Origin of the sequence: Microbacterium sp. (genome assembly GCF_051953575.1) — a bacterium.
Lineage (GTDB): Bacteria > Actinomycetota > Actinomycetes > Actinomycetales > Microbacteriaceae > Microbacterium.
In genome coordinates this window covers 1-14,314 of sequence record NZ_JBQCIP010000159.1, presented here as the reverse complement: position 1 = coordinate 14,314, position 14,314 = coordinate 1, and the positions used below count along the sequence as shown (strand labels likewise).

Annotated in this window: 11 protein-coding genes; all 11 read left to right on the top strand. The window is 72.2% G+C overall.

Annotated elements, in window-relative coordinates:
- Nucleotides 1-1,393: beta-galactosidase (locus ACTHNQ_RS10150; RefSeq protein ID WP_440333260.1), on the top strand; the 1,393-nt coding region annotated here is incomplete at its 5' end.
- A gap of 30 nt (nt 1,394-1,423) precedes the next feature.
- Complete coding sequence (locus ACTHNQ_RS10145; protein ID WP_440333259.1) at nt 1,424-2,716, top strand: extracellular solute-binding protein; 1,293 nt, start codon at nt 1,424-1,426, stop codon at nt 2,714-2,716.
- A 93-nt stretch (nt 2,717-2,809) separates the two neighbouring features.
- Nucleotides 2,810-4,333, top strand: coding sequence for an arabinosylfuranosidase ArfA (gene arfA, locus ACTHNQ_RS10140; protein WP_440333258.1), 1,524 nt, complete (start codon nt 2,810-2,812; stop codon nt 4,331-4,333).
- Between the two features lie 7 nt (nt 4,334-4,340).
- Nucleotides 4,341-6,608: a beta-galactosidase gene (locus tag ACTHNQ_RS10135; RefSeq protein WP_440333257.1), complete on the top strand. Its 2,268-nt coding sequence runs from the start codon at nt 4,341-4,343 to the stop codon at nt 6,606-6,608.
- The gene (locus ACTHNQ_RS10130) at nt 6,605-7,912 is read left to right on the top strand and encodes a glycoside hydrolase family 27 protein (RefSeq protein WP_440333256.1); all 1,308 of its coding nucleotides are present in this window, start codon (nt 6,605-6,607) and stop codon (nt 7,910-7,912) included. Before ACTHNQ_RS10135 ends, ACTHNQ_RS10130 begins: the two co-directional genes overlap by 4 nt.
- Nucleotides 7,913-8,045: 133 nt before the next feature.
- Nucleotides 8,046-9,242, top strand: a complete 1,197-nt coding sequence (locus ACTHNQ_RS10125; RefSeq protein WP_440333255.1) for a Gfo/Idh/MocA family protein — start codon at nt 8,046-8,048, stop codon at nt 9,240-9,242.
- Between the two features lie 5 nt (nt 9,243-9,247).
- Entirely contained in the window at nt 9,248-10,465 is a 1,218-nt protein-coding gene (locus tag ACTHNQ_RS10120; protein WP_440333254.1) for a dihydrodipicolinate synthase family protein, read from the top strand.
- Nucleotides 10,462-11,358, top strand: a complete 897-nt coding sequence (locus tag ACTHNQ_RS10115) for a sugar phosphate isomerase/epimerase family protein (RefSeq protein WP_440333253.1) — start codon at nt 10,462-10,464, stop codon at nt 11,356-11,358. Before ACTHNQ_RS10120 ends, ACTHNQ_RS10115 begins: the two co-directional genes overlap by 4 nt.
- A gap of 170 nt (nt 11,359-11,528) precedes the next feature.
- Entirely contained in the window at nt 11,529-12,563 is a 1,035-nt protein-coding gene (locus ACTHNQ_RS10110; RefSeq protein ID WP_440333252.1) for a LacI family DNA-binding transcriptional regulator, read from the top strand.
- Nucleotides 12,564-12,651: 88 nt separating this feature from the next.
- Nucleotides 12,652-13,656 carry a LacI family DNA-binding transcriptional regulator gene (locus ACTHNQ_RS10105; protein WP_440333251.1) on the top strand — a complete coding sequence of 335 codons (1,005 nt, stop codon included), beginning with the start codon at nt 12,652-12,654 and terminating at the stop codon, nt 13,654-13,656.
- 65 nt (nt 13,657-13,721) lie between these two features.
- The coding region (locus ACTHNQ_RS10100) for a Gfo/Idh/MocA family protein (protein WP_440333250.1) at nt 13,722-14,314 on the top strand (593 nt) is incomplete at its 3' end.

The following is a 14,314-nucleotide window of genomic DNA, read 5'->3' as shown; positions in this document are numbered from 1 at the left end:
GCTCGAGGCGGGCGCGACGCAGCCCATCACCACGAACTTCATGGGACCGTTCAAGCCGGCGGACTACCGCCGGTGGGCGCCGCACATGGATGTCATCGCCGACGACTGCTACCCGGACCCGGCGAACCCGAACCGGGTGAGGGATGCCGCCTTCCAGCGCGACCTGATCCGCTCGCTCAAGCCGGGCGTGCCGTGGCTGCTGTGGGAGCAGGCCACCGATGCGGTCAACTGGCGGCCGGCCAACCCGGGCAAGCAGCCGGGCGCCCTGATGGCCGAGACCGCGCAGTCGGTCGCACGCGGGGCGGACGGCATCATGTTCTTCCAGTGGCGGCAGTCACGGGCCGGCAGCGAGAAGTTCCACTCCGCGATGCTGCCCCACGCCGGCACCGAGACCCGCACGTGGGACGCGGTGACCGAGCTCGGAGCGCGCCTGGCTGCCCTCCCCGAGCTGCCCGCGCCCGGACGCGACGCGCACGTGGGGCTGGTCTTCGACTGGGAGAACTGGTGGGCCGTCGAAGAGCGCGACCACCCGACCGAGATCGACTACCTCGCGCTCGTGCTCGAGTGGTACGGCGCATTCCACGAGCGGGGCATCCAGGTCGACATCATCGCCCCCGAGGAAGCTGAGCACGGGTACGAGCTCGTGGTGGCGCCCGCGCTGTACCTGCTGCGCGACGAAGGCGCTGCCGCGCTCACCCGCTTCGTGCAGGGCGGCGGCACCCTCCTCGCCGGCCCCTTCACCGACATCGTCGACCGCCACGACCAGTTCCGCGACGGCGGTTTCGTCACCCAGCTCGCGCCCGTGCTGGGCCTGCGGTTCGAGGACTTCGGCGCACTGGCCGGCCCGTCGGCCGGGGGCAGCGGCGTCGGCGCGCTGAGCGGCGACGCCGTGCAGGCCGCGCGTGCGGCCGCGGCATCCGGAACCGTCCAGTTCTCGCTCGACGGCGTCGTCCACCGGGGCGGTCTCGTCGCCGAGTCCGTCCACCCGACGACTGCCACTGTCGTCGCCCGCTTCGCCTCGGGCCCGGCGTCCGGCTCGGCCGCCCTGACCCGGCACGCGTTCGGTGCGGGCGAGGCCTGGTACACCGCCACGCAGCCCGTCGGCGCTGGCCTCGGCGCCGTCGTCGACACGGTGGTGGCGGCATCCGGGGTCCGACCCGTGGTCGAGGGACTGCCCGCCGGCGTCGAGGCGGCGCGCCGCGGCGACCTCGTCACGCTCATCAACCACGGCGACGCGCCTGTCGAGGCGGCGATCGACGGAGTGGATGCCGAGACCGGCGCCGCCACGGCGGCCGTCGTGCTCGTGCCGCAGGGCGTCGCGTTCGTGATCTCTCCCGAACGCTCCGCGTCCGCCCCGCTCCCCGAGACCGCCACCGCCGCCGTCCTTTCCTGAACCCGCCCGCAATCCAGACCGGAGAACCTCATGACCACACCCCGCACCCTGCTCGCCGCCGGCGCGCTGACCGCGAGCGCCGCCCTCGTCCTGGCGGGCTGCGCCGGCTCGGCCGGCGGCTCCGCCGACCCCGCCAAGACGTTCGACCCCGACGAGAAGGTGACGATCGACTTCGCCTTCTGGGGCAACGACGACCGCGCCTCCCGCTACAACGACCTCATCGCCGCGTTCAACGAGGAGTACCCGAATATCACGGTCAACCCGTCGTTCAGCGACTACCCCAGCTTCTGGGAGAAGCGCCAGACCGAGGCCGCCGGCGGCAACCTGCCCGACGTGTTCCAGTTCTCCGACAGCTACCTGCGCCAGTACGCGCAGTCGAACAACCTGCTCGACCTCGACACCGTGTCGGACTACATCGACACCACGACGTTCGAGGACTCGCTGCTGGGCACCGGCGCGCTCGACGGCGTGCAGTACTCGCTGCCGACCGGCTACAGCCTGTGGGCGAACTTCGTCAACGACGACCTGCTCGCCGCGGCCGGCATCGAGGCGCCCGAGGGCGGCACGAGCGCCGAGGACTTCGACGACTGGATGGCCTCGGTCACCGACGCGACCGGCGGCAACCCCTACGGCGGCACCGACTACACGCAGCGCATCCAGAGCTTCGAGCTCGTCCTGCGCGCCAAGGGCGAGAACCTGTACACCGACGACGGCGAGCTCGGCTTCACCAAGGACGAGCTGAGCGACTTCTGGCACTCGGGCGACGCGATCCGCGACGGGGTCGTCATCCCCCAGCAGAAGCTCGAGGAGCTCTCGCCCAAGTCCGGCTTCGGCGCGGGCGCGACGGCGAGCGAGATGAGCTGGAGCAACTTCCTCGGCGGCTACCTCGCCGACTCGGGCGCCTCGTCGATCTCGATGATCGCGCCGCCGATCGCCAAGAAGGGCGCCAAGGACCTCTACCGCCAGGCGGGTCTGCAGGTCGCGATCTCGGCCAAGACCGAGCACCCCGAGGCGGCCGCGCTCTTCCTCGACTTCGTCGTCAACAGCGCAGAGGCGGGCGAGATCTTCGGCACCACGCTGGGCTACCCGGCCTCGTCGTCTAAGCTCGCGGGCACCACGCTCGAGGGCGTCGACAAGCAGGTCGCCGACTACATCGACGCGCAGGCGGACCGCATCGGCGACGCCCCGCCCGTTCCCGTCGCCGGCTACGGCTCGCTCGAGCAGAAGTTCTGGGACCTCGGCAAAGAGCTGGGCCTCGGGGCGATCAGCGTCGATGATGCTGTGGACCAGTTCTTCTCCGAGGCCGACACGGTCCTCGGCTGAGCCCGCCGGGGCCCTCGCACCCCGGCACGATTCCGAAGGATGCCGCCGCACGGCCCCGTGCGGCGGCATCCATGTTCCTCATCTGGAGCCGTCATGACCGACACCACCGCCCGCCTCGATCCGCACCACGAGATCGCCGACATCGACCGCCGCCTGTTCGGCGGCTTCGTGGAGCACCTCGGTCGCCACATCTACGACGGCATCTTCGAACCCGGGCACCCGTCGGCCGACGAGGAGGGCTTCCGCACCGACGTCGTCGAGCTGGTCAGAGAGCTCGGCGTCAGCACCATCCGCTACCCCGGCGGCAACTTCGTGTCGGGCTACCGGTGGGAGGACGGCATCGGCCCGAAGGCCGACCGCCCGCGCCGGCTCGACCTCGCGTGGCACTCGACCGAGACCAACGAGGTGGGGCTGCACGAGTTCCAGGCCTGGCTCGACCGCGTCGGCAGCGACCTCATGCTCGCCGTCAACCTCGGCACGCGCGGCACACAGGAGGCGCTCGACCTGCTCGAGTACGCCAACGTCGACGCGCCCACCGCCTGGACGGCGCAGCGCGCCGCGAACGGGCGGGAGACGCCGTTCGGCGTGAAGATGTGGTGCCTCGGCAACGAGATGGACGGCCCGTGGCAGGTCGGCCACCGCAACGCCGACGACTACGGCAAGCTCGCGATGCGCACCGCGAAGGCGATGCGCATGGTCGATCCGGGCGTCGAGCTCGTGGTCTGCGGGTCGTCCGGCCGCGGCATGCCGACCTTCGGATCGTGGGAGCGGCAGGTGCTCGAGCACACCTTCGACGACGTCGACTTCATCTCGTGCCACTCCTACTACCAGGAGCACGACGGCAACGCGCAGGAGTTCCTCGCGTCGGGCGTCGACATGGCGCGCTTCATCGAGTCGGTGGTCGCGATCGCCGACGCCGTCGCCGCGACGAAGAAGAGCGACAAGCGCATCATGATCTCGTTCGACGAATGGAACGTCTGGTACCTGCACCGCGAGGACGGCAGCGAGTCCGGGCACGAGTTCAAGGGCGGCGCCTGGCCGGTGGCACCGCGGCTGCTCGAGGACCAGTACAACGCGCTAGATGCCGTCGTCTTCGGCGATCTGCTGATCACGCTGCTGCAGCACACGGACCGGGTGCGCTCGGCCTCGCTCGCGCAGCTGGTCAACGTGATCGCACCGATCATGACCGAGCCGGGCGGCCCCGCCTGGCGCCAGACGACGTTCTTCCCGTTCTCGATCACCTCGCGCCTCGCGCACGGCCGCGCGATCCGGGTGCCGGTGTCGTCGGGCTCGTTCGTCTCGGAGAAGCTGGGCGAGGTCGCGAACGTCAACGCCGTCGCGACGATCGACGACGACGGGGTCTCGCTGTTCGTCGTGAACCGCTCGACGACGGATGCGGCCACCCTGCGTGTCGACCTGGCTCCCCTCGTGCGGGACCTCGGCCGTGAACTCGCGATCGCCGAGACGCATCTGCTGCACGACGAGGACCTGTACGCGGCGAACACCCTGGCCGACCAGAACCGCGTGGGAGTGCGCTCCGCCGACGCCGCCGTCGACGGCAAGACGCTCACCATCGAACTGCCCGCGGTCTCGTGGGCCGCGATCCGGCTCGCCTGAGCTGCGCATGCTGCACCTCGACGCCACGGCGGTCGCGCCCGACGCGCGCAGGCCGCGGATGGCGAACGACGAGGACGCCCGGCCCGGGCTCTCGCTCACCAGCCGCTGCCTCGTCCGCGAGGGCCGGCCGTGGCTGCCCGTCTCGGGCGAGCTGCACTACACGCGTGTGCCGCGTGAGCGCTGGACCGACCGGCTGAGGCTCATGCGGGCCGGCGGGATCACGGTCGTCTCGACGTACGTGCCGTGGCTGCATCACGAACCGGTGCGCGGCATGGTGCGCTTCGACGGGCGCTACGACGTGGGCGCGTTCGTCGACGCGGCGCGCGCCGAAGGGCTGGAGGTCGTGCTGCGGATCGGGCCGTGGGTGCACGGCGAGATGCGCAACGGCGGGTTCCCCGATTGGGTGCAGCAGGCGCCGGTCGCCCATCGCACCGACGACCCGGCGTACCTCGCGCTCGTGCGGGAGTGGTTCGCCCGCGTCGCCGGTGCGCTCGGCTCACGCGGCACGCCGCACGCGCTGCTCGGCATCCAGCTGGAGAACGAGCTGTACGACCAGCCAGGGCACCTGCGCACGCTCAAGTCGCTCGCGCGAGAGGCCGGTCTCGCGGCGCCTCTGTGGACGGCGACCGCGTGGGGCGGGGCGCAGCTGCCCGACCCCGAGGTGCTCCCCCTGTGGGGCGGGTACGGCGACGGGTTCTGGGTCGACCCCGGCCGGCCGTGGGACCCGACGTTCCGCGCGCACTTCTTCTTCTCAGACACGTGGGACGACCCCGGCATCGGCGCCGACGTGCGGGAGGCGGATGCTGCAGCGCCCGCGCCGACCGGATCGCCCGACGCGCACCCGCATGCCGCGGCCCTGTCGCCCTGGTTCCCGGCTGCGACGTGCGAGCTCGGCGGGGGCATGGCGACCGCGTATCATCGGCGACCCCGTCCGGACGCGCTCGACATCGCAGCCGTCGCGCACGCCAAGCTCGGCAGTGGCTCGGCGTGGCAGGGGTACTACATGTATGCGGGTGGCACGAACCCAGGCGCCGGTCTCGAAGAGACGCAGGCGACCGGGTACCCGAACGACATGACACCGCTCGGCTACGACTTCCACGCGCCGATCGGCGAGGCGGGAAGAGCTGCCCCGAGCCACGCCGCACTGCGGCGGCAGCACGCCTTCATCGCCGCGTTCGGCGACCGGCTCGCGCCGGCTCCGTCGTACCTGCCGGCCGTGCGGCCGGCAGGGGTCACCGACTCCGAGACCCTGCGCTGGGCCGTGCGCGCCGACGATCGGGGCGCGGGCTTCGTCTTCATCGGCTGGCATCAGCCGCACGAGCCGCTTCCCGTCCACCGCGGCGCGCAGCTGCGGATCCAGACGCGGCGCGGACCCGTCGTGCTGCCGAGCGAGCCGGTCGACATCCCGCCCGGCACGCTGGCCCGGTGGCCGCTCGGCCTCGACATCGGCGGAGCGGCGATCGACTGGGCGACCGCTTCGGCCCTCACCGTCCTGCCCGGCGCGGTGCCGACGCTGGTGCTGACGGAGGATGCCGGCATCCCGGTCGAGGTCGTGCACGACGGCGTCGTGCACCGCGTCGAGCCCGGTGGAGAGGCGCTGCGCGTCGCGGACGCGCTCGACGTGCTGGTGCTTTCCGCGGCCGATGCCGCTCACTCCTGGGTCGTCGAGTCCGACGTGCGCCGCCTGCTCATCTCGCACGACGAGGTGACATCGGATGCCGCCGGCCTGCTGTCCGTGCGCTCGGCGTCCCCGCGGCCCGACGTGCGGGAGTACGTCGACGGCGGCTGGCGTGCGCTCGACATCGGGCGCACGGACGGCGCCGGGGTGACGGCATCCGTTCCGTTCGTCACCGTGCGTGAGGCCACACCGCCGCCCGCCGAGCACGGCAGCCGCGACGGCCGACAGGCGGCACCGCGCGACGACGTGCTGCACGCGCACGCGGCGGTGTACGCGCTCGACGTGCCCGAGGCCACCGACGACGCCGTGCTCCGCGTGCGCTGGGCGGGCGACGTCCTGCAGCTGCGGGTGGACGGCGAGACGGTGACCGACCGCTTCTGGGACGGGTCCGAGTTCGTCGCGAACCTGCACGACGCCGGCGTCCGCCCCGACTCGCGCGTCGAGGTGCGCCTGCTGCCGCTGCGCACCGACAGCGGTGTGCATCTGCCCGCCGACGCCGCCGAACGCCTCGCGGCCGCGCACACCGCCCTGTGCGCGCTCGACGCCGTGACCATCGACCAGCGCGCCCTGTGGACCGAGAAGGAGACCCCCGGATGACCCTGCGCAAGACCCCCACCCCGCCCATGGGCTGGAACAGCTGGGACTGCTACGGCACCACCGTCACCGAGGACGAGGTGCTCGCCAACGCCGCCTTCATGGCGGAGCACCTGCTCCCCCACGGGTGGGACACGGTCGTCATCGACATCGACTGGGCCGACCCCACCGCCCGCGCGCACGGGTACAACGAGTCCGCACCGCTGCTCATCGACGAGTACGGGCGCCTGCAGCCCGATCCGGTGCGGTTCCCGAGCTCCGCCGGCGGCGCGGGCTTCGGACCGCTGGCCGAGCGCCTGCACGGGCTCGGCCTGAAGCTCGGCGTGCACGTGATGCGCGGCATCCCCCGCGTCGCCGTCCGCGCCGACACGCCCGTGCTCGGCACCTCGACGACCGCGGCGGCCATCGCCGACCCCGCGAACGTGTGCGAATGGAACCCGCACTACCTGGGCCTCGACCACAGCGACCCGGCCGCGCAGGCCTACTACGACTCGTGCGTCGCGCAGTACGCCCAGTGGGGCCTCGACTTCCTCAAGGCCGACGACATGCTGTGGCCCTATCAGGCGGCCGAGATCGAGGCGTACTCGCGTGCGGTGCAGGGCGCGGACCGCGAGATCGCCCTCTCGCTGTCGCCCGGGCGCGACCTCTCCGCCGCGCACCTGGACCACCTGCGCGAGCACGCGACCATGTGGCGGGTGTGCGACGACGTGTGGGACCAGTGGGACCACATCGAGCCGAGCTTCGCGCGCCTCGCGCGCTGGGCGCCGTTCGCGGGACCGGCCGGCTGGCCCGACGGCGACATGCTGCCGCTCGGGCGCATCGGCATCCGTGCCGAGCGCGGCGAACCGCGCGAGGGCGCCCTCACTCTGCCCGAGCGACGGTCGCTGGTGACCCTGTGGGTCATGGCGCGGTCGCCGCTCATGATCGGCGGCGACCTGCCCACGACCGCGCCCGAGACGATCGCGCTGTTCACGAACGACGACGTGCTGCGCGTGCTCGGCACGTCGCACGGCAACCGCGAACTGCTGCGAGAGCGGGGGCTCGTGATCTGGGCCGCCGAGGGGCGCGAGGGCGAGCGGTGGGCCGCCGTGTTCAACGTGAGCGACGAGGCGCGGACGGAGCCGTTCGACACCCGGTCCCTCGGCCTGGGCACCGCTCCTGCGGAGGTCGTCGACGTGTGGTCGGGTGCGCCGATGATCGTCGAGGCCGTGCACGAGCAGTCCGATGCCGCGCGGGGCGTGGCTCCCGGCAGCTCCGTCGTGCGCCTCGCCCTGGAGCCGCACGGCTGCGTGCTGCTCCGCGCCTGAGCAGGCGACGGCGGGCCGCACGGGAAAGCGCTTGCGCGGCATCCTCTCTCGTGTCAGACTATCGGAAAGCGTTTACCCGCTGGGCGAGGCCCCGGGCGACCACACGAGCATTCAGAGCAGAAAGCAGGACACCGTGACCGACACGACCCTCGCCCCCGCGGGCGCCGAGGCACTCCCCCAGGTGCGTGAGATCGGCATCATCATGAACGGCGTCTCGGGCCGCATGGGCTACCGCCAGCACCTCGTGCGCTCGATCCTCGCGATCCGCGAGCAGGGCGGCATCGAGCTGTCGGACGGCACGCGCGTGACCGTCAAGCCGCTGCTCGTCGGCCGCAGCGAGGCCAAGCTCGCCGAGCTCGCCGCCAAGCACGGCATCGAGGACTACACGACCGACCTCGACGCCGCCCTCGCCGACCCGCGCTGGGAGATCTACGCCGACTTCCTCGTCACCAAGGCCCGCGCCTCAGCGCTGCGCAAGGCCATCGCCGCTGGCAAGACGATCTACACCGAGAAGCCCACCGCAGAGACGGTCGCCGAGGCGCTCGAGCTCGCGAAGCTGGCAGAGGATGCCGGTGTCAAGACCGGCGTCGTGCACGACAAGCTCTACCTGCCCGGCCTGCAGAAGCTCAAGCGCCTCATCGACTCGGGCTTCTTCGGCCGCATCCTGTCGGTGCGCGGCGAGTTCGGCTACTGGGTGTTCGAGGGCGACTGGCAGCCCGCGCAGCGCCCGTCGTGGAACTACCGCGCCGAAGACGGCGGCGGCATCATCGTCGACATGTTCCCGCACTGGAACTATGTGCTCGAGAACCTGTTCGGCGACGTGAGGACCGTCTACGCGCAGGCCGCCGTTCACATCCAGGACCGCTGGGACGAGAAGGGCGAGCACTACACCGCGACCGCCGAAGACGCCGCGTACGGCATCTTCGAGCTCGAGGGCGACATCGTCGCGCAGATCAACTCGTCGTGGACGGTGCGCGTGAACCGCGACGAGCTCGTCGAGTTCCACGTCGACGGCACGCACGGCTCTGCCGTCGTGGGCCTGTTCGGCGCGAAGATCCAGCACCGCAACGCCACCCCCAAGCCGGTGTGGAACCCCGACCTCGCCGACGACCACGACTACGACGCCGACTGGGCCGAGGTGCCCACCAACGACGTGTTCCAGAACGGGTTCCGTCAGCAGTGGGAGGAGTTCCTCGAGTCGTACGTGCTCGACACCCCGTACGCCTTCGACCTGCTCTCGGGCGCGCGCGGGGTGCTGCTGGCCGAGGCCGGTCTGCAGTCGAGCCGAGAGGGCCGCAAGGTCGAGCTGCCCGCGCTCACCCTGGAGTGAACCGGATGCCGCACCTCACCCTGCTCTCGCCCGACGGCGGGCTCTCCGTCGCCGAGCTGAACGACGCCCCCGGCTACACGCGCCCGGACGGGCCGCTGCGCTCGCGCGTGGCGTACGCCGCCGCGCACGTGGTGCCCCAGACGTGGGCCGACAACACACCCGGCCGGCCGGCCGAGGTCGACTGGGACGCGACGCTCGACTTCCGCCGCTCCGTGTACTCGTGGGGCCTGGGCGTCGCGGACGCCATGGACACCGCGCAGCGCAACATGGGCCTCGATGCCGCCGCGACCCGCGACCTCATCGCACGGTCGGCGCAGGTCGCCCGTGAAGAGGGCGGCTCGGTCGTGGTGGGAGTCAACACCGACCACGTCGACGAGGAGCGCATCTCGCTGTCGCAGGTCGTCGACGCGTACAGGGAGCAGCTGCACTTCACCGAGGAGCAGGGCGCCGGACCCGTGCTGATGGCCTCGCGCCACCTCGCACGGGTCGCCGAATCGGCCGAGGACTACCGGCGGGTGTATCGCGAAGTCCTGCAGTCGGCGACCACGCCGGTCGTGCTGCACTGGCTCGGCACCGCGTTCGATCCGGTGCTCGAGGGCTACTTCGGGTCCACCGACTGGCGCGAGGCGTCCGGCATCCTCCTCGACATCATCGAAGAGAACGTCGACAAGATCGCGGGCGTGAAGATGAGCCTGCTGGATGCCGCGTCCGAGGTGTCCGTGCGTGAGAGGCTCCCCGAGTCGGTGCGCATGTTCACCGGCGACGACTTCAACTACGTCGGACTCATCGGCGGTGCGGACGTGCCTCAGGCGACCCAGCCCGAGCGTGACGAGGCATCCTCTCGCCACCACTCGGACGCGCTGCTCGGCGCGTTCGCGGCGATCACGCCCGTGGCCTCCGCGGCGATCCAGGCGCTCGACGCGGGCGACCCGGCGCGGTACCTCGAGATCCTCGGGCCGACCGAGGAGCTCAGCCGCCAGGTGTTCGCCGCGCCGACGTTCTACTACAAGACCGGCGTCGCGTTCCTGTCGTGGCTCAACGGCCATCAGCCCGCGTTCCAGATGGTCGGCGGACTGCACTCGGCGCGCAGCCTCCCCCACCTGTCGCGCATCGTCGAGCTCGCGAACGCGTCGCTCGCCCTGGAGCAGCCGGAGCTCGCCGCGATCCGCTGGCACGGGATGCTGCGCCACAACGGCATCGAGGTGCCGGGGGTGCTCGCATGACGGGCTCGTTCGACGGGATCGTCGACCCGCGCCTGTCCATCAACCAGGCGACCGTCAAGTACGCCGACCTCGCGACCGCGCTGCGCGTCACGGCCGAGGCCGGAGTGCAGGCGATCGGGCTGTGGCGCGAGCCGGTCCACGAGGTCGGCCTCCCGACGGCCGCCGCGATGCTGGCCGACTCGGGACTGCGGTTCACCACGCACTGCCGGTCCGGTTTCTTCACGATGCCCGAGGGACCCGCACGCCGTGCGTCGATCGACGACAACCGCGTGGCCATCGAAGAAGCCGCAACCCTCGCCGCCGCCGGCGCCCCCGGGTCCACCGCGATCCTCGTGCTGGTCGCGGGCGGCCTGCCCGACGGCTCGCGCGACCTCGTCGGTGCGCGCGAGCGGGTGCGCGATGCGATCGGGGAACTGGTTCCGGATGCCGCAGCCGCCGGGGTGACGCTCGCCATCGAGCCGCTGCACCCGATGTACGCGTCGGATCGGTGCGTGGTCTCGACGCTCGGACAGGCGCTCGACATCGCCGCGGACTTCGACCCCGCCGTGGTCGGCGCCACCATCGACACGTTCCACATCTGGTGGGATCCGGACGTGCTCGCCTCGATCGCGCGCGCCGGCCGCGAGGGCCGCATCGCCACGTACCAGGTGTGCGACTGGAAGACGCCGCTCGCCGCGGACGTGCTGCTGAGCCGCCACTACCCCGGCGACGGCGTGATCGACCTCGCGTCCCTGACGGCCGCCGTCGAGGCGACCGGTTACGACCGCGACATCGAGGTCGAGATCTTCAACCAGGAGATCTGGGACACCGACCCCCGCGCCGTCGTGGAGCGCACGGCCGCCGGGTTCGCGGCATCCGTCTCGCCGCATCTGCGCGCGCGCGTCGGCAGCTGACGCCGCCGAGTCTCGGAGCGCCCGCGGGGTTCTTGGCCCCCGCGGGCGCTTCGTCGTGCCGGGACGCGGGCACGGTGCGCCTTCGCCGAGCCTGACCGGCTCTTGGAGGTATCCGGAAATCGCTTCCCGATCTACCGAGCGAACCGGACACAGGCTCTAGAATCGGCCCTGTGAGCGAGTCATCCGCGCCTTCCCGAGGCGCTGCCACCCTGCACGACGTCGCACGCGAGGCAGGCGTGTCGCTCGCGACCGCGTCACGCGTGCTGAACGGCTCCACCCGCAAGGTCGCCGAGAGCTACCGGGAGCGGGTCGAGGCCGCCGCCGAGCAGCTCGGATACACCGCGAACCTCTCGGCCCAGGCCACCGCGCGCGGCACCGCGGCGATCGTCGCGCTGCTGGTCGCCGACATCGCCGACCCCTACTTCGGGCAGCTCGCGTCGGGCGTCGCCCGCGGCGCCGACGAGGCCGGCCTCGTCGTCACCATCGCGATCACCGAGCGCGACCCGCAGCGCGAGGTGCGGCTGGTGAGGGCCCTGCGCGGTCAGCGGCCGCGCGGGCTCATCCTGGCGGCATCCCGCACCGAGGGCACCGACGCGGTCGGCCTCGCCGACGAGCTCGAGGCCTTCACCGGCATGGGCGGACGCGTCGCCGTCGTCGGCCGCGGCGGCGGCTCGGCGCGCAGCGTCGGCCTCGACAACCGCGGCGGCGCGGTCGCGCTCGGCGCCGAGCTCGCCCGGCTCGGATACCGCGAGGCGGTCGTGGTCGCGGCATCCGAGGGCATCCGCACCTCCGACGACCGCGTCGCGGGCTTCACCGAAGGCTTCGGCGCGGGCGGTGGAACGGTGCGCGATGTGCGCCGCGCCGGCTTCACCCGCGACGCCGGCTACGAGACCGCGCAGCAGCTCCTCGCCGACGGGCTGCCCGAGGGCACGCTGATCTTCGGCATCAGCGACGTCGTCGCGATCGGCATCATGTCGGCGATCCGGGATGCCGGGCGACAGGTCGGCGCCGACCTCGCCGTCGCCGGCTTCGACGACATCGCCACCGGCCGCGACGTGCGCCCCGGCCTCACGACGGTGCACGTGCCGTTGGAGGAGCTCGGCTACCGCGCGCTGCGCGCCGCGACCGACGCGGAGTGGGACGACACCGCCCCGCCGCTGCCCCTCGAGGTCGTCGTGCGCGGCTCGACCCCACCGCACGCCTGACTCGGCCGCGCACCGCCGCTCGCGGCCCGGCGCCCGGCCAGGAAGCGTTTGCCGCCCCGGCTAGGCTGAGCCGACCGGAGGGAGAGGCATGACTCGTCGCAACGACGGCGCGGCGCGCGTCACCATCGCCGACGTCGCCGCCCGGGCGGGGGTGTCGCTCTCGACCGTGTCACGCGCGCTGAACGGCAACCCCACGGTGGACCCGGCGCTGGCGGAGCGGGTGAAGGATGCCGCCACCGCCCTCGACTACACCGCGAGCCCCGTCGCGCGCAGCCTGGTGCTCGGCCGCACCCAGACGGTGGCGGTGATCGTGCCGGATCTCGGCAATCCCACCTTCCAGGGGATCCTCCGCGGACTGAGCCGTGCGGCGGCCGCCGACGACTACCACGTGCTCGTGGCCGACTCGGCCGAGTCCGTCGACGAGGAGCGCGTGCTCGCGAGCACGACCCGCCGCCGCACCGACGGCGTGATCCTGTGCGCTCCCCGTCTGCCGCAGGACGAGCTCGACCGCCTGGTCGGCGGCCTGCGTCCGGTCGTGCTGATCAACCGCACCGCGGGGGACGTGCCGTCGGTGCGGGCGGACTACCGCATTGCGCTGACCGCCGAGCTCGATCACCTCCACGGGCTCGGCCATCGGCGCATCGTGTACCTGGCCGGCGCCCCCGGCAGCGTCGCGAACGCGGCGCGGCTCGCCGCGATCGACTCCTTCGTGTCGGCACACCCCGATACCGAGATCGACGAGATCCCGTGCGGCGTCGACTTCGAAGCGGGAGCCGCCGCTGCCCCGGCGGTGCGAGCCTCAGGCGCGACGGCCGCGCTCGCGTTCAACGACCTCGTCGCGATGGGCCTGCTCAGCGCGGTGCAGGAGAGCGGATGCCGCATCCCGGCCGACCTGTCCATCGTCGGCTTCGACGACATCCCGTTCGCCCGCTACACGACGCCGCCGCTGACCACGGCCGCGGTGCCCGCCGCCGAGCTCGGCGCCCAGGCGTGGGCGCGCATGCGGGAGCTGCTGGACGGCGCCGAGCCGGGGCATCCGCTCACCCTCGTCCCCGAGCTCACCGTCCGGGGCACGTCCGGCCCCGCATCCTGACATTCTCAGCAACCGCTTTCCAGCTTCTCGTGGTAGCGTGAGAAAACGTTTCCTGAAGGAGTGAGATGAGCCGCCGCCGGTATGCCCTCGTCGGTGCAGGACACCGCGCCCAGATGTACGTCGACGCGATCACCGGCCGCTACGCCGACGACGCCGCGCTGGTGGCGATCTGCGAGCCGAACCCGGTGCGGGCGCAGTACTACGTCGACCGCGTCGTCGAAGCCGGTCGCCCTGCGCCCGCCGTGTACGGCCCCGACGAGCTCGAGGCGATGATCCGCGACCAGCAGGTCGACCGCGTCGTGATCTGCGCGCGCGACGACCTGCACGCGCCGCTGATCGTGCGATCGCTCGACGCCGGCGCAGACGTCGTCGTCGAGAAGCCACTCACCATCGACGGGCCGAGCGCCGCGGCCATCGAGGACGCGATCGACCGCACCGGACGCGAGGTCGTCATCACGTTCAACTACCGCTACTCGCCCCGCAACTCGGCGCTGCGCCAGGTGCTCCAGGACGGCACGATCGGCGAGGTGACGTCGATCGACTTCTCATGGATGCTCGACACCAAGCACGGCGCCGACTACTTCCGCCGCTGGCACCGCGAGAAGGAGCACTCCGGCGGTCTGCTGGTCCACAAGGCCAGCCACCACTTCGACCTCGT